Here is a 21,654-nt window from a genome sequence, read left to right on the forward strand (position 1 = left end):
TCAGCCGTTTTTCTTGCTGCCGACCTGGTGGTTTCTCAGGGTATTCAGAAAGGACGCTTTATAGGTTTCCCCCAACGGTATACCGGTTTTGAAATTTTTCAGGAAAACAAAATTACCTTCCACGGTGCGGACCTTGTCCAGGGAGATGATATAGGATTTATGGATCCGTATAAAACGGTTGCGGGGAAGGCTGTCTTCAAGGTCTTTCATGTTCAGCAGGGTGATGATCTTTTGCTGTTCCGTATAGATGGATACATAGTTTTTCAGTCCCTCGATAAACCGTATCTCGTCCAGCTCTATTTTCTGCAGCCGGTTCTTGGTGTCTTTCTTGACGATGATATAGCTGTTCGCCGGCTGTTCCGCCACGGGCCGGTCGGCGGGTTTTTCCAACAGCTCTGTTGCCCGCTGCGCAGCTTTGAGAAAGCGGTCGAAGGTAATGGGCTTCAGCAGGTAGTCCAGCACCTGGTGCTCGTATCCTTCCAGCGCATATTCCTTGAAGGCAGAGGTGATCACCACCTGGGTCTTCCCCTGAACCAGCCGTATGAAGTCGATGCCGGACAGCTGGGGCATCTGGATATCCACAAAGGCCACGTCCGCTTTATGGTCGTTCAGAAACTTTATGGCATGCAGGGGATTGGAGAAGGATTTTTCCAGCTGCAGAAAGGGAATCTGGTCGATATAGTTTTTCAGCAGGTCAATGGCGTGTTGCTCATCGTCAATAATAATGCAGGACAGCATGTTTCAGACATTTATGGTTAATTCCACCTGGTAAAACGGCGTTTCCGGGTCATTGTCGAGCTGCAGATGAAAACCTTCCGGACCGTATATAAGCGCCATTCTTTTTTTTACGTTTTCCAGGCCGATGTTGGTGCCTGTTCCCGGGGCGGGGGGTATTTTCTTTTTGTTCCGGCTGAAAAAATACAGCCTTTCGTCTTTCAATGCAATTTTCATGACGAGGGGTTGCCGGGTATCCTGCAGGTCGCCGTGCTTAAAGGCATTTTCCACAAAGGTGATCAGCACAAGGGGGACGATGCGCCGGTATTGCAGCAGCTGCTCATCTTTCACCTCAAAGAATATCTGCAGGCGGTTGCCAAAGCGAAGCTGATTGATTTCGATCAGGCTGCGGATATGCTGGATCTCTTTGATGACGGGGACTTTTCCATCCCGGGTTTTGTTGTCCAGGGCATAACGCATGATGTCGGAAAGCAGCAGGACGCTCCTGGCCGCATCGGAAGAGCAGTTGTACACCTGCGTATAAATAAAGCTGAGAGTATTGAATAAAAAATGCGGGTTGATCTGATAACGCAGATGATCCAGCTCTGAGCGCAGCATATCTTTTTCGAGCTTGTCCCGCTGCTTGACCTCTTCGCTCCGGATCTCTTCCAGCTTCCGGATCTGCCGCTCCTTTTTGATGGTATAGGTGGCAAACCAGTAGGCGTAGCTGAGTGTCAGGAAATAACACATACGGAAAATGCGGATCAGGACGAAGGAGCTTTCCTTGTATATGGGATAGAACGTCTCTATTTTCTGGGAGCGCATATAGCTGCCCAGCAGGGCATAGGCGAAGAGATAAACGGCCGCCAGCAAAAGTGTGAAAAAAGCCAGCTCCACATACCGGCGCTTTGGCACGGTCCGTGCGAGGATAAAGTAGGTATTGCCGTAGAACACGAGAATATTAAGCGGAAAAAACAGCAAGGTGGACCCCCAGGTGATGCTGGACGGGTCCACCAGCATCACGATCCCGTTTTCATAGAAGAAGTACAACGTCCAGACCAGGGCATGAAGGCCGATGGTTTTTGCGGTCCTGGCGCGCTTTGTGGGGGGCGGATGAGCGGAAGCCGGGGAATACGGAAGGGTATTTTCCATGAAAAGCGGGCGTTGGTGTAGCCGATTAGGGGTTTCGTCCATTAAATTTTAACGGAAAGGTAAATAAAGTGATTTTTGAAATTGTTGTCAACAACCGTAAACATCATGTTCACTTCTAAAATTTTTGCACAATGAAAACGTTCACCAATTCAGCAGCCGGCACCCGGTTACAGCTCAAAAAAAGAGCAGTTATAAAAGTAACAAATAAAAAGCTGCTGGAAATGCAAAATTTTGCGGGTGAAGAACGTGTTGCCGGCGGGCAGGCTTCCCGTCCGACCACGGAAATTACGTTCTGGCCCACCACCATCACCAGTTTATATTGAACCTGGTTTACGTTATTGACTTATGAAGTGAATTGCTACCTGCAATGATCCTATGTTACTCCATCATTATATATAATTTCGTGCCCTGTGCATGAAATAACGCTTGACGTCGTTATTGAGTATGAAAACCCCATTTGAATGAATGCCTCAAGATGCTTTGAAAACCCTATTTTATTTCGGCATCTTGAGGAGGGCGCGGTGGTTCGCCGCAGCACCTTAGCTGATTTGTGAAAAGGCCCTTTATCCGTTGTTTGTTGAAACCCTTGTAACCCCGATTACGGATTATCCTGTTCAGGGCCCGAGCGGCCCTTTTTTTATGATCGATATACCTAAAAAACAGAGAAGGTTGTAGGAAGAACCCTTTAGCGTTGTTTGTAAAAAGGTGGTCCCCGGGGATCACTTTTTTATTTGGTAAACTGCTGAATATCAGCTTAGGGAGTGGCCTCGCCAGGGATCGAACCTGGATCTTAAGTTCCGGAAACTCACATACTATCCATTGTACTACGAGGCCGGCCACTTCCGGTTGTTTGTATACCGGGCAGCAAAGATAGTTATTTCCCGCATTGTGGCAATACGTCGGTCATCTTCCTGCGGAATAAAGACGCGGCGCCCGCTCCGGGGCCGGCTATACGCCCAGGTTGCTTTTGAAGATACGGATGGCGATGGCCAGCAGGATCACCCCGAAGAATTTGCGGATGACCATCAGCCCGCTTTTCCCCAGCCGGCGCTCCAGCCAGTTCAGCGAGCGCAGCACCACATAGATCAGCACCAGGTTGACGAGGATGCCCGCGAGGATATTGTAATAGCCGAAGTCCGCCTTGAGCGAGATGATCGTCGTCAGCGTGCCGGAGCCGGCGATGATCGGGAAGGCCACGGGCACATAGCTGCCGGACTTGCCGGCGGCGGGATCGTTTTTAAAGATCTCCAGCCCCAGTATCATCTCCAGCCCGATGATAAAGATAACGATGGACCCGGCCACGGCAAAGGAATGGATCTCCACGCCGAGGACAGACAGCAGCTGTTCCCCGCCAAAGAAAAACAGCACCATCAGGAAGCCGGAGGCCAGCGTGGCCCGCTCGGGGTGGATGCCGCCCATTTTTTCCTTCAGGGAAAGCAATACCGGAATGGAGCCGATGATGTCGATAACGGCCAGCAGGGTAAAGGTAACGGTAAATATCTGTTTGAGGCTGAACATGCCGGAGATGCTTTGAAACGGACGACAGGGAAAGTTACTGCATTCCCGGCGAATCGGAAAATAATTCAGGCGGCGGCCCTGCTGTCTTCCGGCGGCGCCTGCCCGGGGCTGCCCCCGCGGGGCTGCCGGTGCTTTTCCCGGAACAGCAGGGTGCCCAGCAGACAGAAGCCGCCCATGATGCCCATGGCCCAGGGTCCGCCGATGATCCCCGCCAGCGACCCCGATATCAGGCTGCCAAAGGGCATGGTGCCCTGCAGGCTTACGGTGTAAAAGCTCATGACCCTTCCCCGCTTGTCGTCGTCTGTATAGAGCTGAAGCAGGGTGTTGGTACAGGCGGTGTGCATCATCTGGGCCAGGCCGCCTACCGCCATAAAGCAGAGCGACAGCCACAGCAGTCCGGAAGCGGCAAAACAGATCATGCTTGCCCCCAGCAGCATGCCGGTAAAGGAAACGATCCGCATCAGCAGCGGCATGGGCCGGCTGTTGGTGAGGAAGAGCGCCCCGAGGATGGCGCCTACCCCCGCTGCGCTCATCAGATAGCCCAGCGCATTGGCGTCTCCGTGCAGCACATCCCGGGCAAAAACGGGCGCCAGGGTCCGCAGCGAGGCGTTGGCAAAGCTGACGATGGCCAGCAGGAGCAGCAGCGACTGCATCACCCGCTGTGTCCGCACATACCGGATGCCTTCCTTGAGCCGGGCCACCACATCATGGCCGCCGGACGGCGAAGGCAGGGAGGAGGGCCGTACCCTCATCATCAGCAGCGAGCAGAGGATGACGCCATAGCTGCCGGCGTTGATCATAAAGCACCATCCCTCCCCGGCGGATCCTATAAGGATGCCGGCCACAGAGGGACCGATCAGCCGCGACAGGTTAAAAACCGTAGAGTTCAGGGCGATGGCATTTCCGAGGGCATCCTTGTCCCGGTTGACCATTTCTACCACGAACGACTGGCGCAGGGGAATCTCAAAGGCGTTGATGGTACCCAGGCACAGGCTCAGCGCAATAATATGCCAGATATGCACCAGTCCGCTCAGCGTAAGGATACCCAGCAGGGCGGCCTGGCCCAGGGCCATGGCTTCCACCCGGCACAAGGCCCGCTGTTTATCCCATTTGTCGGCATATACCCCCGCAAAGGGGGCAATGATAAAGATAGGAACCTGTTCACAGAAGCCCACGAGACCCAGCAGAAAAGGGGAGTTGGTCAGCCGGTAAGCGAGCCACATCATGGCCATGCGCTGTATCCAGGTACCGATCAGGGACAGGGTTTGCCCGGCCATAAAAAGCCTGTAATTGCGGTAATGAAAGGCACGCTGCTTTTTGAAATACAGTAATATGGTATTTAAGGCTTGTCTGGGCATTACTGAAATTACCGGCGGATATCTATTCCTCGTCCAGCGGAATGGTGATGATGGGAATCGTGCTGCGGAATAACATCGCTTTTGTATGACTGGGACGGATCAGGTTCTCCAGGAAGTCCCGCTTTTTCGGGATGATGACGATCATATCCGCCTGCTGCTCCCGGACGAAATCCTTGATGCCGGCAATGATATTTCTTTTATGTACACAGTGGAAAGAGTAGGGAATGCCCTCCAGCATTTTTTGCAGGGTCTCCTTTTCGGCCTCCATCTCCGGGCTGGGCTGTTTGGGGTGCTGTATATTCAGGACAAGGAGCTCGGCGTTGACCACCTGCAGGATCCGCTTCATCTTTTCCGCCGGTACGGTGGCGGCGACATTCTTCATATCGCAGGCAAATACCACTTTCCGGATAGGGCGGAAAACCGCCAGCGGGGGAACCACCACCACGGGATGACCGATGTTGTTGACGAGGTTGAGCGTATTGCTGCCCAGGAAAATGTTGGCCATCCCCGCGCCAGTCAGCCCGATGATCACCAGCCGGGCGTCATGGCTCTCGTAAAGCTTCTGGATATGGGGCACCAGGTTGTTGTTGACCGTAACGCAGCTGATCGGCACCTTATCCCCGTAGGTGGCGTGGAGCTCCTGTTTTCTTTCGTTCAGCCGCTGAAGCACGTGGGCCTTCATGGTATCGAAATGAATGGTGCTGAGCTCGTAGTCCGATATAGCCACCGGCTCTTCATAGGCATGCATCAGCACGATACGCGCATCCAGCGTGGCCGCCAGCTGCACCGCATAAGAAGAGGCATGCTGGGCATTGATGGAGAAATCCGTCGGGACAATGAATGTTCTCATAGCTACTCGTTTTTACTCGCAAGACACCCTCTGTGAAGGGCTATGCCTACTCTGTAAGATACAAAATATTATCGGGGAAGGCGGCAGTTTTGTTCCGTTTTAATGCGCTCCGGCGGGCATGGCTCCGCCTCCTTTCTTGAATTTCTGCAGATACAGCAGGGGGATGACAAAAAGAAAGAACATGCCTACGATCCAGAACACGTCTCCGTAAGAAAGCAGGGCCGTCTGCTTCATTACCGCTCCGTCGATGGCCTGGTGGGCCATGCGGGCGGCGCCGTTGCTGTCATAGCCTTTTGAGATAAAGCCCTGCATGATGCCGTTGAACCGGTCGGTGTATGCGCTGTTGTACGGGTTGATATGCTCGATGAGCATATTGCGGTGATAAAACATCCGGCGGTCCAGGAAGGTAGTGATCAGTGCAATGCCGAAGGAGCCGCCCAGCTGCCGCATCATATTGTTCAGCCCTGTGCCCTGACCGATATCCGCTCCTCTCAGGTCCTGCACCGCCAGCGTGGTCAGGGGAACAAAGAGCATGCTCATGCCTACGCCCCGGATGATCAGCGGCCAGAAGAAGTCGCCCGTGCCGGAGGCACCGTTGGTATAGCGGATCATCTGCATGCAGAACACGAAGAAAACCAGAAAGCCCGCCGTAGCCATGAACTGTGCCGGTATATTTTTTTTGAGCATGGTGCCGATCAGGGGCATCATGACGATGGTGGCCAGGCCTCCGGGAAACAGGATCAGGCCCGTCTGCTCCGCGGTAAAGCCCAGGATATTCTGGCAGAGGATCGGGAACACGAACACAGAGCCGTAAAGTCCCAGTCCCAGGATGAAGGTGGTAAACAGCCCGATGGCGAAATTGCGGTATCGTAATATCCGGAAATCCACCACAGGGTGATCGGTGCTCAGCTCTCTCCACACAAAGAGCAGACCGCCTATGACGGCAACGGCGGAGAGAACGATGATGTAGGTGGCGGCAAACCAGTCTTCCCGTTCTCCCTTTTCCAGGACTGTCTGCAGACAGCCTACGGAGACGGCCAGCAGAAGGATCCCCCACCAGTCGACCGGCTTCTGGTTGCCGGTTTTCGGGGTCGGACGCACAAAGGTAATCACGCAGAACGAAGCCAGTGCGCCTACGGGAAGGTTTACAAAAAATATCCAGGGCCAGGAGAAGTGGTCATTGATGTATCCGCCGATGGTGGGCCCTACGGTAGGTCCTACGACGGCGCCGAGGCCGAACAGGGCCATGGCCACGCCGATCTCTTCGGGGGGCCAGGTTTCCATCAGGATGGCCTGGGAGGTGGACAGCAATCCCCCCCCGGCCAGCCCCTGCAGTACCCGGAATAGGATCAGCTCTCCCAGGCTGGTGGCGTTTCCGCAAAAAAAGGAAAAGACGGTAAAAGCGATGATGGAAAACAGGAAATAATTCTTTCTTCCAAACCGGTTGCCCAGCCATCCGGACATGGGCAGTATGATAACGTTGGCCACCGCATAGGCGGTCACCACCCATCCCACGCTGTCCAGCGTGGCCCCGAGATTGCCCATGATATCGGGGAGGGATACGTTTACAATAGTGGTATCGATCAGTTCCAGCAAGGAGGCTGTAATTACCGTGAACGTCACGATCCATTTTCTGATACCTTTCTCTGCCATAACAGCTTTCTTCTTGGGTTGTAAAATGATTCTTCCGGTCTTTCTCCGGTCAGTGGGCCGCCGCTCCCGGCGCCCCGCCGCGCTTGAATTTCTGAAACAGGATGAGGGGGATGATCAGCAGGAAAAAGATGCCGACCACCCAGAATACATCGGTATAGGACAGCAGCAGGCTTTGTTGCCGCACGGCCCTGTCCAGGGCGGCATAGGCCATCTCGCGCGCCTGGGAAAGACCAAATCCCTGGCTCATGAAACTGTGCTGCAGCCCGTTCAGCCGTTGCATAAAGGCATTGTTGTAATTGTTCAGATGAGCGGATAATATCGTATCGTGGTAGATGGACCTCCGGTCCACAAAGGTGGTGATCAGCGCGATCCCGAAGGAGCCGCCCAGCTGCCGCATCATCGTGTTGAGACCGGTGCCCTGCCCGATCTCCCTGCCCTTGAGGTCCTGCACGGCCAGCGTGGTGATCGGCACAAACAGCATGCTGAGGGCGACGCCCCGGGTCACCAGCGGCCAGAAGAAATCATGCATCCCGTAAGACAGGGTGGTTTTGTTCATCAACATGGAGAACACGAAAAAGACGATCATGCCGCAGGTGCCGATGACCTGTGCGGGTACCTTTCTTTTCATAAGATTCCCGATCAGGGGCATCATCAGGATGGTGACGATGCCGCTCGGCAGGGTGATCAGCCCGGTTTGTTCGGCGGTAAAGCCCAGCAGATTCTGGAACATCAGCGGGTACACAAACACGCTGCCGAACATGCCTATCCCGAAAAACAGGGTGGTGGCGATGCCCATGGCAAAGCTGCGGTGGCGCAGGATGCGCAGGTTTACCACGGGATGCTCCGTGTTCAGCTCATGCCAGATAAAGATGAGCCCTCCGATGACGGCGACAAAGGTCAGCACGATGATATAGGTGGTCTCGAACCAGTCCTCCCTTTCTCCTCTTTCCAGCACGATCTGCAGACTGGCCACCGATATGGCCAGCAGGGCAAGGCCCCACCAGTCGATGGACTTCTTTTTTTCCGCCGGCGTGGGCCGGATAAAGGTGACGATAAGGAACAGGGCGATGGCACAAAGCGGGATATTGATATAGAAGACCCAGGGCCAGGAAAAATGGTCGGTGATGTATCCGCCCAGCACGGGCCCGATCACCGGCCCCAGCACAGCGCCCATCCCGAACATGGCCATGGCCATGCCCAGCTCTTCCGCCGGCCAGGTCTCGATCAGGATAGCCTGTGCCGTGGGGGCCATACCTCCTCCGGCAAGACCCTGAAGAAAGCGGAAAAAGATCAGTTCCCCGAGATTGTGCGCGTTGCCGCAGAAGAACGAAAAGACGGTGAACATGACGATGGACGCGATATAGTAGTTTTTACGCCCCAGCCGTTCTCCCAGCCATCCCGAAATGGGCAGCACCATTACGATAGCAACGGAATAAGCGGTAATGATCCAGCCGATATCCTCGAAGGTGGCGCCCAGGTTGCCCATGATATGAGGCATGGAAACGTTTACCACGGTAGTATCGATCAGCTCCATGAGCGTGGAGAATACTACCGTTGCCGTTATAATCCATTTCCTGATACCTGTTTCTGACATGATGCAACAACTTTTGAGGCGCCGGCGCCCGCGCTTTCACCCGGTCAGGGACCGGGATATCATCTGTTTTATTCCTTGATGCGTATGGTGGTAAACACGCTCAGCCCGGGCCGCAGCTTCCTCCGCCATTCGGGGGTCAGCTGTTTGAAATAAATACGGATGGGTACGCGCTGCACTACCTTTACAAAGTTGCCCGTAGCGTTGTCGGGAGGCAGCAGGGAGAACTTGGCTCCCGTGGCGCCCGAGAAGTTTTCAACAACCGCTTCAAAGGTGGTGTCCGGATAGGCGTCCACTTCGATGGTCGCCGGTTGTCCGGCTTTCAGATGGGCCAGCTGGGTTTCCTTAAAGTTGGCCGTTACATAGATGCTGCTGTCATTCACAATGGCGAACATGGTCTGTCCGGGCTGTACCAGCTGCCCGATCTGTATGTTCCGGCGGGAGATAACGCCCGACACGGGAGCGATGATAACGGTATAGGATAACTGCAGTTGTGCAAAATCCACATCTGCCTGACGCAGGGCGATGCTGGAACGGGTAGCGGCTACCTGTTCGCGCGAAGCGCCGATCTGCTCGCCGATGGCCGCCACCTGTTTCTTGGCTGCGGCCAGCTCTGCTTCGGCGGCGTCTTTGGCCGCTTTCACCTCGTCGAACTGCGATTGCGTAATGGCATGGTCCTTCAGGAGGTTCAGGTACCGGTTATAGTCCTGCGTCACCTTCCACAGTCGGGATTCGGCAGCGGCCACATTGGCCTGGGCCGGAGGTACGTTGGCGCTTACGCTGCTGACGTTGGAGCGGGATACCGACACATTGGCGCGTGCGGCGTCGAGGGCGGCATTGGCCTGTTCCAGCTTGATCCGGTAGTCCCTGTCGTCAATGACCACCAGGGTGTCGCCGGCATGGATGAACTGGTTGTCGCGGAAACGGATGTCCTTCACGTAACCGCTTACCCGGGCCACCACCGGACTGATATCCCCGTCAATCTGGGCATCGTCTGTAGTGACATAATGCTGGTAGTATATGTACTCCTTGATCCCGAATATGATCCCGAATACCAATACAAGTCCGAGAATAACCGGTACAATTTTTTTGGGTGAGATGCGTCTTTTTTGGGTCTGTTTCATCTGTTAATATATTTGTTTTTTGAGGTTCTCCGGTTGTGTTAAGGTTGTGCGGCAGCGCCTGTAGCGGCGATGGTGCCGGTGGATTTTAAAAGGTTGTAATAAGCGATCTCGGCGTCGGCGCGGGCCAGGGCCAGGTTAACCTTTGACTGGTAAAGCAGGGTCTGCGCATCGATCCGGTCGGTGGTGGTGGCCAGCTGGTTCCGGTATTTCGATTCCATGATCCGGTCGTTTTCGGCGGCCTGCTCCACAGCGGTCTGCAGCACTTTTATCTTGTCGAGCGTTTGCTGATAAGCGCGGTAGTCCCGGTTGACATCGATACGGATCTGGTCGGAGGCGGCGCTTTTTCCGATTTCCACCTCCCGCTTTTTTACCTCCTGCTCGGCCACCTTATGCTTTGAGGTGTAAAGGCTGGAAATGTTCCAGCTCAGGTTGAGGCCCAGGGTCATCGGTATCAGAAAGCTGTTGGCCGGCGGTATAAACTGCGAGTTGGGGTTTACGTAATATACATTGGCGCCCACGCCCAGCGTCGGCAGCTTGTCGGCATTGATGTTTCTGATGCTGATATCGGTCAGCTGGTTCTGGTAGTTATAGGTAGCCAGGTCTTTACGGCTGCGCAGGGCTTCCTGCAGATAGGCGTCCAGGGGTTGCACATCATGCGGGTCGGCCTGTATGCTGTCTACCTCGATCTTTGTGCTGTCGTCCGGCAGGCCGAGCAGGATGGCCAGGGCGTAGTTGGCTACCTTCCGGTTGTTTTCCAGCTCTATCCGGGTCAGCTCCACATTGGATTTTTCCAGCTTAAAGCGGAGCACGTCGTTCAGCGTGGCCAGCCCCTGCTCTTCAAAGTTCTGCGTTTCTTCCAGCCGCCCCTGCACATCGTCCAGGTTTTGGGCGATGATCTTCAGGTTCTGATCAATCTTATAAAGGTTAATATAGGCGCTGACGATGTTGAACAGGATGTCATCCTTGTCGCGGTCTGCGTTGAGGCCGGCGATCTTTTTCAGCAGGTCTGCGGATGTTTTTGCATAGCGCAGCTTGTGGCCGGCAAAGATGGCCTTTTCAACGGCAAAGGTGCCGATATACATGACCGTAGTACGCGGCAGGTACACCGGTTCTTCCATCAGCCCCTTTATCTGTATTTTATGGGTGGGGATATAAGCCCCGCTGCCCATGGCCGAGGCTTTGATGGTCGGCAGCTGCTGATCCGCAGCCTGCTTGTAGCGGGCTTCCGCCTCGTCTATCTTGGCCTGTGATAATTTGAGCGTTTTGCTGTTTTGAAGACCCAGCCGGAGGGCGTCTTCCAGGGTAATGCGCTGGGAAGACTGCGCAGCCGCCGGACGAAGTGTCAGGAACGTGCCGGCCAGCAGAAGCGGGACGGCGATAAGCCATTTCATTTTCAGGATTCTCATTTTTGGGGTGATTACTTCCATTGTTTAAGCGTTTTTTATATCCAGGTGTGCGCCGATCAGCTGTTTGAGATGGGTTTTAACCCTTGTTTTCATTTTACTGATATATTCGGAGAATTCGAGATCTTCCGCGTTCATCAGCTTGCAGTAATAGCCTTTGGCCAGGGTAACCTGCGAAATGGTGCCGGTGATGGTGGCCATGGTAAGGTCGACGTCCACCTTGCGGAATACTTTTTTCCGCTGCCCTTCGAGGATCACCTTTCTCACGAGCTCCATATTCTTTTGTTTGATATCGATCATCTTGTTCCGCAGCTTTTCTTCGGAGATCATGGAAAGCTGGCGGCTCATGATGTTGTGAAAACGGTGGTTAACCAGTATCCGCTCCACATAAAAGTCGATCAGGCGGTCCATTTTCCGCTGAGGATCGGTGATTCCCTTTTTTTCCAGCTCGTCCACCACGCCTGCGGCATAGCTGGCGCGATATTCAATCAGCGCCTCCAGCAGTTTTTCCTTGGAGCCGAAATAATAGGAGATCATGGCAATATTCACTTCTGCCTTCTGCGCAATGTCGCGTACAGAAGTGCCTTCATAGCTTTTTTCAGCAAAAAGCTCCTCGGCGACCTCCAGTATCTGCAATTGTTTTTCACTCCATTCCATCACAGGGATTATTGGTTTCGGCCGCAAAGTTAAACAAATGTTTGATTTAAACAAACGTTTAATTAGTGATTAACAAAAAATTTACATGAAAGGTGAACTCTCCGGCCCCTTCAGGGGCCGGAGAGGTGAAGGGTGAAGGGTACGTCATCCTGAGCTTGACTCAGGATCTCATAAAGAAAGGTAAAAGGAGAAAGGAGAAAGGTGAAGGGTGAAAGGCATTTTAAGTTTAACGTTCAAGGTCTAAGGTTATCTGACTGGAATGAAACTTTAGACGTTAAACTTTAAACTATTGAACCTCAAACCAGAAACGTCAAACCGCGAAACTTTCGCCGCAGCTGCAGGTGCGTGAGGCATTCGGGTTATTGAAGTGGAAGCCTTTTCCGTTCAGGCCGTCGGAAAATTCGAGTGTGGTATTATAAAGATACAGCAGGCTTTTCATGTCGGTGACCAGCTTCATCCCTTTATCCTCAAACACCTGGTCGTTGGGTCGCGATTCGTTGTCAAACTCCATTTTGTAGCTCAGGCCCGAGCAGCCCCCACCCACTACGGAAACGCGCAGGAAATAGCCTTCGGATTTGTTTTCCTCCTCCATGAGGCTCAGGACCTGGTTTTTTGCCTTTTCACTGATGAATATCATGATACATTTCTTTTTGACAGATGAACAGCTGTCTGCTGCAAAATTACAGATTCTTTTACATTCCTTTTAACAAGCGGGAAGGGAGATTGTTGGCGCCGCCTTTCAGGCCGTTTCGGTGGGGCCAAGCTCCGCAAGTGTCTGTCCGATAAAGCGGGCGGCTTCCTGTACTTCCTCCGGGGTAGTCATCCGGCCCAGGCTGAGACGCAGGGAGGCCCGCGCCAGGGAGGGATCGAGCCCCATGGCAGACAGCACATGGGAGGGCCGGGGAAGGGCGGAGGTGCAGGCCGATCCTGAGGAAACGGCCACCCTTTTGGTCACTGCGCTGAGGAGAGCATTGCCGTCGGTCCGGAGAAAGGCCAGGTTGCTTACATGGGGAAGGCGGTGGCCGGCATCCCCGTTTATCCGGGCGCGTCCGGTCCGGAGCAACGTCTTTTCCAGCTCATCCCGGAGGGCGCCGAGGCGTGCAGCGTCGGCCTGCATTTCCCTGCGGCAGCACTCGGCGGCCGCACCCAGCCCCACGATGCCCGGCACATTGAGGGTACCGGAACGGAGCCCTTTTTCGTGTCCTCCGCCGTGGATCAGGGGATGAAGCCTTACGCGGGGCGCCCGGCGGCGCAGGTAGAGGGCGCCCGCCCCTTTGGGCCCGTACAGCTTATGTGCGGAGCAGCAGAGCAGGTCTATGCCGTCGCGGTTTACCTCCACAGGGATCTTGCCCAGGGCCTGCGTAGCATCGGTCATGAACAGCGCGCCCTGTTCCCGGCTGAGGCGGCTCAGCAGAGGAATGTCCTGTATCACGCCCGTTTCGTTATTGGCATACATGACGCTTACCAGCAGGGTCTGCGGCGTAAGGGCGGCTGCCAGCGCATCCGGGTCAAGTCTCCCCGCTCCGTCTACCGGCAGGTAGGTGACGGCCGCGCCGCGCCGCTCCAGCTCCGCGCAGGTATCCAGCACAGCCTTGTGTTCCGTGACACAGGTAATGATATGGTTCCCCTTGTGACGATAAAGTTCAAATATGCCCTTCAGGGCCAGATTGATGGCTTCGGTGGCGCCGGACGTGAAAACCAGCTCTCCGGCTTCCGCCCCTATCAATCCCGCCACCTGTTCGCGGGCCAGCTCCGCCGCCTCGCGGGCCTCCCAGCCGAAAGCATGGGTATGGCTGGCCGCATTGCCGAAACGGGCGCTAAAGTAAGGCAGCATCGCCTCCACCACCCGCGGATCACAGGGTGTGGTGGCGTTATAATCCATATAGATCAGCTGCTCCGGCATCTGCTGCAAAGGTAACGGATTATGGTCCGCCTCCCAAGGCAGGGCGCCGTCCGTATATCATTGCCGATAATTATCTTTGTTGGTTCCGGATATTAAGCGTACCTTCATGCGCCTCGGCAAGAAGATTCTCCCCACCCGGTCCCCTGATGTGTCGTGCTTCTTCTTACTTTTTTGTTTTTTATCAGCCAGGGGTCAATTATTCTTATAAGAATTAAACATGTCTCAAGTTAAATTCAATAACCGGCACAAGCCTTTTAAAGAGGCCTTGGATGCCCGTGTTAAAAATTATTTTGAACAACAGCACCTGAAGGAACTGGGAAACACGCGCCTTTTCATTAAGACGGGTATCCTGCTGACCGCGGGCGTCGTAACCTACCTGGTGCTTTTGCTTTTGCATCCGGCCTTTGTTCCTTTTCTGCTGCTATGGGTATTGATGGGACTGTTGCTGGCCTGTATCGGTTTTAATGTCATGCACGATGCGGCGCACGGCAGTTACTCCCGGAACCGCAAGGTAAATGAAATATTATCCTACACGCTCGATATGATGGGCGGCAGCAGCTTTATGTGGAAGATCAAACACAATGTGGTCCACCATACCTATACCAATATTGCGGGCGAGGATGATGATATTGCTAAACATCCCGTTTTCCGGTTCAGCCCCCAGCAAAAGTGGTATTGGTTTCACCGGTACCAGCATATTTACGGTCCTGTAATGTATTCCTTTACGTCCCTGTCCTGGATCCTCTTTTCCGATTTTCAGAAGTATTTTACCCGGAAAATCGAAGCCACCGGCGTCCGGAAGATGAATTTCTGGGAAAATGCCATCTTCTGGGGCGGAAAGTTGCTGAATGTCGGCGTCTTTTTGATCGTGCCGTCGCTGGTCTTCGGCTTTGTCCCTGCTCTCGTCGGCTTTATGGTTATGCACGGCGTGCTGGGGGTCACCCTGTCGTTTGTTTTCCAGATGGCCCATTGTGTTGAAGATACGCGGTTTCCCGCTCCGGATCCGGGATCCCGGCGCATAGAGAATGAGTGGGCGCTTCATCAGGTAGCTACCACGGCCAATTTTGCCATGGGAAGCCGTACCCTTTCCTGGCTGGTGGGAGGGTTGAATTTCCAGATCGAACACCACCTTTTCCCCCGTATATCCCACGTGCATTATCCCCAGCTGAGCCGGCTGGTACAGCAGACCTGCCGGGAATTCAACGTGCCTTATCAGGCCTATCCCACGTTCGGAAAGGCGTTGGTATCCCATCTGCGTCACCTGCGCCATATGGGGTCTGTCCGGTAACTTCCGGCGAACTTCAACCGATGATTTTCCGCATCTCGAAGTGGGGAATGCCTACTTCCGTAAACTCGTCGCCGGCTATCCGGTAGCCCAGGTGCTCATAGAAGGGTGCCGCTGTTTTGCGGGCGTGCATCATGAGTATGCGGAATCCTTGTGCTGCCGCCGTGCTTTCCGCAAAGGTCAGCAGGCTGCTTCCTATGCCGCTGCCCTGATGTGAAGCGGCTACGGCCATCTGCCGGAGCTGCATCAGTTGGGTATCCAACGGCGAAAGAATGCAGCAGCCGATGAGCCGACCTTCTTTTTCGCCGGCCGGGGCATCGAAACAGCCGATAAGGATGTCTGTTGCTTCGCGTTGCAGGTATTCCGGCGTAAAGTGCAACCCAAGCGGCTTACGCAGCAGCTCATCGCGGAGCTGTACCATTTCCCGGTAAGCTTGGCTGCCGTGCTGTATCAGGCGTATGAGGGGCATGTCGGAAGGTTAATGGTTCCATCCGGCGGCGGACGGGATGTTTTTACTGCAGCAGGTCTCCTTTCAGCTGCAGCAGGGCGGTTTCGGACACCTTTACATTGTAACGGGCGGAGATCAGCCGGTAAGTGGCATCTGCCAGCCCCTGCTGGGCCTCTTTGACTTCCAGGCTGGAGGTCTGACCCTGCCGGAAGGCCTCCAGGGCTACCTTGACATTTTCCTGCGCTACTCCCAGGTTTTCCTCTTCCAGGGCCAGCGCCTTCCGGTAATAATCATATTCTTTGAAGCTGTTCAGCAGGGCCACGTCCACCTGTGAGCGGGTATTCTGAAGGTTGAGCTCGCGGTAGGCAATATCCAGCCTGGCATCCTTGATCTGCCGGGTCTGGTTAAAACCCTGGAAGATGGGCACAAACGCGGAGAAGCCATACTGCAGCCCCTTGTTCTGATTAAACAGGAAGAAACCCGCGCCCGAGTTCTGCCGGCTGAACGAGTAGCTGGAATTGAAGGAGATGGTGGGCAGGCGGCTCCGCTGGAGCTCTTTCAGCGTCAGCTGGGATACGGTGATATCGTTTTTGGCCAGCAGCAGGCCGGGGTTTTGCTCAAACACCGTTCCCCGGAGCGAGTCGTAGGTCAGGCTGCGGTTTACGGGAATGCTGTCGGCGACGGCATAGTCGCGGTCTGCCGGCATGGCGATCAGCTGGTTCAGCGAGGCTTTGCTTTCCGCAATGGCCGTCTGCTGCTGGAGATAGGCGGCCTTCTGGGCGTTCAGATCCACCTGGGCCTGCAGCTGGTCGATCTTTGAGCCCAGGCCGCTCTGGAATTTGTTGGCGGCTATCTTCACCCTTTCCTCCGAGATGGACATCTGCTCGCTGATGGCCTGCAGCTGCTGTTTTTGCTGTACGATATTGTAGTAAGTGGTGATGATGCCGGCAATGGTATTGACTACCTGGTTTTTGAAGGAAAGCTCTCCCGACGCCACGATGGCCTTGAGCTTGTCGCGCGTGGCGAACATCTTGAGCCCGTCGAAGAGGGTCCAGTTCAGGTCTGCCGAAGCGTCGAGATTGTCGGATTTTGTGTTGCTTTTGTTCTGTGCGCGACCATCGGAGTACTTCTGGTTGATCTGTGTCTGCGACCAGGTGCGCGAGGCGCTGGCCGACAGGGTGGGCAGGAAGGCCCCGAAGGCGTAATGGTAGTCGTTGGCGCTGATATCGGCCTGGTTCCGGGCCATCAGGATATCATAGTTGTTTTTCAGCCCGATGGCAATGGCATTGTCCAGCGTCATCTCTTGCTGCGCTGTGGCGGTGCCGCCCAGGCAGCAGGCGGCCAGCAGCAGAAAGCTGCCCAGGGAACGTTGCTTTGTCTTTATCCGGGTCATGTTATTGGGGTCATTGGTCATTAGATGGTTAAAGGTAAAAGGTGAAGGGCAAAAGGTCAATAGTCATTGGTCATTCCTTATTGATCCTGATATATGGCCTGCCAAAAAATGGCGGCGGCCCACCTGTTCAGGCATGTGCGGCCGCTGCATCCGTGTTGTCTATGCTACCGCTGCCGGCTTCTTCCTCCGTGGATGAATGTACGCGTTTCCGGGAAAGATAGCTATACATCGCCGGGATCACGAACAGGGTCAGGATCAGGGAAAACAGGATGCCCCCCACGATCACGATCCCCAGGGGAATACGGCTGGTGGATGCCGCGCCGAGCGAGAGGGCAATGGGCAGGGCGCCGAGGGCCATGGCCAGGCTGGTCATCAGGATAGGGCGCAGGCGGAGCGAAGCCGCTTCTACGGCAGCGTCGATCTTGGAAAGACCGGTCTCCTGTTTTTGGTTGGCAAACTCTACGATAAGGATGCCGTTTTTCGTCACGAGCCCGATCAGCATGATCATCCCGATCTGCGAAAAGATGTTGATCGTCTGGTTGAACAGCCAGAGCGAGAGCAGGGCGCCGGCGATGGCCAGGGGCACCGTGAGCATGATGATCAGCGGGTCCGCCCAGCTTTCGAACTGGGCCGCCAGCACCAGGAAGATCAGCACCAGGGCCAGGATGAAGGCAAAGTAGGCGTTGGAAGAGCTTTCCGCATAGTCGCGGGAGGTACCCGCGAGGGCCGTGGTAAACGACTCGTCCAGCGTGCTTTTCGCGATCTTCTGCATTTCGGCGATCCCTTCCCCGATGGAATAGCCCGGGGCTACGTCCGCGGAGATGGTGGCCGACTTGTAACGGTCGTAGTGATAGATCTGGGGAGGGCTGATGGACGGCGTGATCTGCACCAGGTTGTCCAGCGAAACGGATTGTCCGGCAGCATTCCGCACGTAGATGTTTTTCAGGTCTCCCGGATCATCGCGGTTGTCGCGCATCAGCTGCCCGATCACCTGGTACTGCTTGCCGTTCATGGTAAAGTAGCCGTAGCGGAGATTGGCCAGGGCCAGCTGCAGGGTCTGGGAGATATCTTCAACCGAAATGCCCAGCTCATTGGCCTTGTCGCGGTTGATGTTCACCTTGACCTCGGGCTTGTTGAACTTCAGGTCCACGTCGGTTACCTGGAACATGGGATCGCTGTTGACCTTGTCCAGCATTTTGGGCAGGAAAGCCTGCAGCGTGTCGAAGTTGATGTTCTGGATCACGAACTGCACGGGCAGCCCGCCGCCGCGGCGTCCGACCTGGATGGTCTGCTGCTGGGTGCCGTAAGCGCGGCCGAGCGGAAAATATTTCTGCCGGCTGTTGAAATAATTGACGATATCCTGCTGGGAGCGTTGCCGTTCTGTGGGCTCGCCCAGGGTGACGTAAAAGAAGCCGGTATTGGCCCCGCCGCTGCCGCCGAAACCCGGAGAGGTTACGGCCATCACCAGCTTCCTTTCGGGTATGGAGTCGGTGATAAAGCGGCTGATGCGGTCCACGTACTTGTCCATGGCATCAAAAGCGGTGCCTTCCGGAGCGGTGACGCTTACGCGGAACTGGCTGCGGTCTTCCAGCGGCGCCAGCTCGGATTTGAGGTTGGCGCCTATCAGGTAGATGGCGCCCAGACAGGCGGCGATGATCAGCATGGCCACCCACCGTTTGTGCATAAAGCCGGCCAGGGAGCTTTTGTAGCCGTCTTCCATCCAGCGGAAGAAGGGTTCCGTTTTCCGGTAGAACCAGGAGCGGTGATGGGCGTCGCTGGCCATCTTCAGGTTGAGTACCGGGGTGAGGGTGAGCGACACAAAGGCGGATATCAGCACGGCGCCGGCCACTACGATACCGAATTCGCGGAAAAGCCTGCCCACGAATCCCTGGAGGAAGATGATGGGTAGGAATACGAAGGCCAGGGTGATCGAGGTGGCGATCACCGCAAAAAAGATCTCTTCAGATCCCTCCCGGCAGGCCCGCAGCTTGGGTACGCCGGCTTCGAGCTTTTTAAAGATGTTTTCCGTGACCACAATGCCGTCATCGACCACCAGACCCGTGGCCAGCACGATCCCCAGCAGCGACAGTATGTTGATGGAGAAGCCGAAGAGGTACATGATAAAGAAGGTCCCGATCAGGGATACCGGTATGTCGAACAGGGGACGCAGGGCGATGATCCAGTCGCGGAAGAACAGGTAGATGATCAGGATTACCAGCGCGAGGGCGATCATGAGTGTTTCTTCCACTTCCTTGATGGACTTTTTGATAAAACGGCTGTCGTCGAAGCCCAGGCCGATCTGGTATTCCTTGGGCATATCCTTTTCGATATCGGCGATCCGCTTGTAGAATTCATCGGCGATGGCCACATAGTTGGAGCCCGGCAGCGGCACCAGCGCCATGCCGATCATCTGGACCCCTTTCTCTTTCATGACCGTTTCTTCGTTTTCCGGACCGTATTCCACAGTGCCGATATCGGCCAGGCGGATAAAGCTGCCGTTGACGCTTTTGATGATGAGCTTGCTGAATTCGTCCGGGGTGAAGAGCCGTCCGAAGGTGCGCACGGTGAGCTCGGTGCCGTTACCGCTGAGCTTACCGGAGGGCAGCTCCACGTTTTCGCGGGTCAGGGCAGCCTGCACGTCTCCGGGGGTGATATCGTAAGCGGCCATCTTGTCCGGGTCCAGCCACAGCCGCATGGCATAGCGCTTGTCGCCCCAGATCTGTATGGAGCTCACCCCGGGGATGGTCTGCAGTCTTTCCTGCAATACGTTTTCGGCATAGTCCGTCAGCTCCAGCCTGTTTTTGGTACGGCTTTGCAGGGTCATCATGATGATGGCCGAGGAGTTGGCGTCTGCCTTGCTGACCACGGGCGGGGCGTCCAGGTCGTCCGGAAGCTCGCGCTGGGCCTGGGATACCTTGTCGCGTACGTCGTTGGCAGCGGCTTCGAGGTCGGCATCCAGCTCAAACTCCACGGTGATGTTGCTGGAGCCCTGGGAGCTGGTGGAAGAAATGGTTTTGATGCCTGCGATGCCGTTGATCCGCTTTTCCAGGGGCTCGGTGACCTGCGATTCGATGATGTCGGCATTGGCGCCGGAATAGGAGGTCCTGACGTTGATGATAGGCGGGTCAATGGCCGGATAATCCCGGATGCCGAGGAAGGTAAACCCCACGATCCCGAAGATCACGATCATGATGTTCATCACGATGGCCAGTACCGGTCGCCTCAGCGATATGGAAGGTAAGCTCATTTGTTTTCTACGTTAATGATTTCCACCGGTAATCCTTCCTTGGCCTGCATGGTGCCGGCGGTGACCACCGTATCGCCGGCAGCGACGCCCCGGGTGATTTGTATTTTATCGGCGGTACGCAGGCCGGTATAAACCGTTACGAACCGCGCTTTGCCGCCTTTGATCAGCACCACCTGGCTTTCGCGGGTAGTGGGTACCAGGGCCTGGGTGGGGATCATCAGGGCGTCGGGAATTTCCTTAAAGCTGATGTGTACGTTGGCATAGGAGCCGGGCGTCAGCGCGCCGCTGCTGTTGGCGCAGCGGGCCCTCACGCGGACGGTCCGGGTGGTGACGTCGATGGCCGGGTCTATGGCATAGATGTTGCCTTTGAAGACTTTACCGGAATAGGCGGCAATGGTAAAGGTAATGGGATCGCCGGTCTTCAGCTGGCTGCGGTATTTTTCGGGCAGGGAAAAGTCCAGCTTGATGGGGTCGGTCTGCTGGAAATCCGCGATGACGTCGGAGGGGGAAACGATGGCTCCCTCGCTGAGGTAGCGGAGTCCCACGATGCCGCTGAAGGGGGCGCGTATTTCCGTTTTGCGTACCAGGGCTTTGTTATAGTCGATATCGGCCTGTATGCCGGCCACCTGGTTGCGGGTATTGTCCACTTCCTGCTGGCTGATGCCGTTGATGGCCAGCAGGCTCTGCTGGCGGCTCAGCGTTTTCTCGGCGAGGGCTTTCTGCAGTTCCAGCTTTTCCAGCTGGGCCTGCAGGTCCGCATCGAAGAGCTTTACCATCAGGTCTCCTTTGGCGACATGCGTGCCTTCCTTGAAAGAAATGTCGGTGATGCGTCCGCTGGTTTCGGATTGTATCTTTATGGCTTCGTTGCCCAGCAGCGAGCCAGGGGCGTCGATGCTGTTGGGGAGATGTTCCGGTTTTACCACATATACGTCCACGGGAAGAAGCTGGCTTTTTTTCAGCATTTTTCCGGCCGTATTTTTGTGCTGGTCCTTTTTTACTTTATTGTAAATGAGCAGCCCTACCAAACCGATGACGATGATCAGGATAAGCAGGCGGATGGTTTTATTACTCATAGGTGCGATTTCGAATCGGTAAGTTAAAGCGTGTTGCCGTTACCGGGGAGATGCCGGGCTGTGCCTGTTGTTGCATTTGGTGTAAACGTTTCACAGAACGGACAAAAATAACGAAACGGGGTGAGCATTTGCAGGCGGGGATGTCTGCTTTTATGTAAATGGTTATAAAATTAAATAAATGGTAAAAGGGGTTATTTTTATTTGGGGGATATCAAAATAAAAGTTGTAACTTTTGGCTGGAGTTGATTATCAAGAAAAAACAGTTGTTTCGATAAAAATTATATT

At 55.0% G+C, this 21,654-nt stretch carries 18 protein-coding genes and 1 tRNA gene; 2 read left to right on the forward strand and 17 right to left on the reverse strand.

The features are described 5' to 3' along the window. On the reverse strand, window positions 1-738 hold the full coding sequence (locus ABD851_RS09805) for a LytR/AlgR family response regulator transcription factor (RefSeq protein WP_344978679.1): 738 nt from the start codon (window positions 736-738) through the stop codon (window positions 1-3). 3 nt (window positions 739-741) lie between these two features. Next, a complete protein-coding gene (locus ABD851_RS09810; protein WP_344978681.1) occupies window positions 742-1,866 on the reverse strand; it encodes a sensor histidine kinase in 1,125 nt (374 codons plus the stop codon). 131 nt (window positions 1,867-1,997) lie between these two features. Between ABD851_RS09810 and ABD851_RS09815 the strand changes: the two genes are divergently transcribed. Further along, complete coding sequence (locus ABD851_RS09815) at window positions 1,998-2,189, forward strand: hypothetical protein (protein WP_344978683.1); 192 nt, start codon at window positions 1,998-2,000, stop codon at window positions 2,187-2,189. A gap of 439 nt (window positions 2,190-2,628) precedes the next feature. On the opposite strand, the gene ABD851_RS09820 is transcribed toward ABD851_RS09815, so the two are convergent. The 11 genes from ABD851_RS09820 to ABD851_RS09870 form a co-directional block, all read right to left on the reverse strand. After that, window positions 2,629-2,700: transfer RNA gene (locus ABD851_RS09820), tRNA-Arg, on the reverse strand. A 114-nt stretch (window positions 2,701-2,814) separates the two neighbouring features. After that, complete coding sequence (locus ABD851_RS09825; protein ID WP_344978685.1) at window positions 2,815-3,384, reverse strand: MarC family protein; 570 nt, start codon at window positions 3,382-3,384, stop codon at window positions 2,815-2,817. Window positions 3,385-3,449: 65 nt separating this feature from the next. Further along, window positions 3,450-4,742, reverse strand: coding sequence for an MFS transporter (locus ABD851_RS09830; RefSeq protein ID WP_344978687.1), 1,293 nt, complete (start codon window positions 4,740-4,742; stop codon window positions 3,450-3,452). A gap of 22 nt (window positions 4,743-4,764) precedes the next feature. Next, on the reverse strand, window positions 4,765-5,592 hold the full coding sequence (locus ABD851_RS09835) for a universal stress protein (RefSeq protein ID WP_344978689.1): 828 nt from the start codon (window positions 5,590-5,592) through the stop codon (window positions 4,765-4,767). A 99-nt stretch (window positions 5,593-5,691) separates the two neighbouring features. Continuing rightward, window positions 5,692-7,245, reverse strand: coding sequence for a DHA2 family efflux MFS transporter permease subunit (locus ABD851_RS09840; RefSeq protein WP_344978691.1), 1,554 nt, complete (start codon window positions 7,243-7,245; stop codon window positions 5,692-5,694). Window positions 7,246-7,294: 49 nt separating this feature from the next. Next, window positions 7,295-8,839 carry a DHA2 family efflux MFS transporter permease subunit gene (locus ABD851_RS09845; RefSeq protein ID WP_344978693.1) on the reverse strand — a complete coding sequence of 515 codons (1,545 nt, stop codon included), beginning with the start codon at window positions 8,837-8,839 and terminating at the stop codon, window positions 7,295-7,297. 68 nt (window positions 8,840-8,907) lie between these two features. After that, a complete protein-coding gene (locus tag ABD851_RS09850) occupies window positions 8,908-9,960 on the reverse strand; it encodes an HlyD family secretion protein (protein ID WP_344978695.1) in 1,053 nt (350 codons plus the stop codon). A gap of 38 nt (window positions 9,961-9,998) precedes the next feature. Next, window positions 9,999-11,366, reverse strand: a complete 1,368-nt coding sequence (locus ABD851_RS09855; protein ID WP_344978697.1) for a TolC family protein — start codon at window positions 11,364-11,366, stop codon at window positions 9,999-10,001. Window positions 11,367-11,390: 24 nt separating this feature from the next. Then, window positions 11,391-12,020 carry a TetR/AcrR family transcriptional regulator gene (locus ABD851_RS09860; protein ID WP_344978699.1) on the reverse strand — a complete coding sequence of 210 codons (630 nt, stop codon included), beginning with the start codon at window positions 12,018-12,020 and terminating at the stop codon, window positions 11,391-11,393. A gap of 310 nt (window positions 12,021-12,330) precedes the next feature. After that, window positions 12,331-12,657: a HesB/IscA family protein gene (locus tag ABD851_RS09865; RefSeq protein WP_344978701.1), complete on the reverse strand. Its 327-nt coding sequence runs from the start codon at window positions 12,655-12,657 to the stop codon at window positions 12,331-12,333. 102 nt (window positions 12,658-12,759) lie between these two features. Then, window positions 12,760-13,923 (reverse strand): cysteine desulfurase family protein, encoded by a 1,164-nt coding sequence (locus ABD851_RS09870; RefSeq protein ID WP_344978944.1) that lies wholly within the window; start codon window positions 13,921-13,923, stop codon window positions 12,760-12,762. A 217-nt stretch (window positions 13,924-14,140) separates the two neighbouring features. On the opposite strand from ABD851_RS09870, the gene ABD851_RS09875 reads away from it, so the two are divergent. Then, entirely contained in the window at window positions 14,141-15,211 is a 1,071-nt protein-coding gene (locus tag ABD851_RS09875) for a fatty acid desaturase family protein (RefSeq protein WP_344978703.1), read from the forward strand. Between the two features lie 13 nt (window positions 15,212-15,224). Here ABD851_RS09875 and ABD851_RS09880 read toward each other — a convergent pair whose 3' ends face one another. From ABD851_RS09880 to ABD851_RS09895, 4 genes are all read right to left on the reverse strand, one after another. Further along, entirely contained in the window at window positions 15,225-15,677 is a 453-nt protein-coding gene (locus tag ABD851_RS09880) for a GNAT family N-acetyltransferase (RefSeq protein WP_344978706.1), read from the reverse strand. Between the two features lie 43 nt (window positions 15,678-15,720). Then, the gene (locus ABD851_RS09885; RefSeq protein WP_344978708.1) at window positions 15,721-17,070 is read right to left on the reverse strand and encodes a TolC family protein; all 1,350 of its coding nucleotides are present in this window, start codon (window positions 17,068-17,070) and stop codon (window positions 15,721-15,723) included. A 106-nt stretch (window positions 17,071-17,176) separates the two neighbouring features. Continuing rightward, a complete protein-coding gene (locus ABD851_RS09890) occupies window positions 17,177-20,296 on the reverse strand; it encodes an efflux RND transporter permease subunit (protein ID WP_344978710.1) in 3,120 nt (1,039 codons plus the stop codon). Further along, window positions 20,293-21,369, reverse strand: a complete 1,077-nt coding sequence (locus ABD851_RS09895) for an efflux RND transporter periplasmic adaptor subunit (RefSeq protein ID WP_344978712.1) — start codon at window positions 21,367-21,369, stop codon at window positions 20,293-20,295. Before ABD851_RS09895 ends, ABD851_RS09890 begins: the two co-directional genes overlap by 4 nt. Window positions 21,370-21,654 lie beyond the last annotated feature (285 nt).

Source organism: Compostibacter hankyongensis, assembly GCF_039541075.1.
Classification (GTDB): Bacteria; Bacteroidota; Bacteroidia; order Chitinophagales; family Chitinophagaceae; genus Compostibacter; species Compostibacter hankyongensis.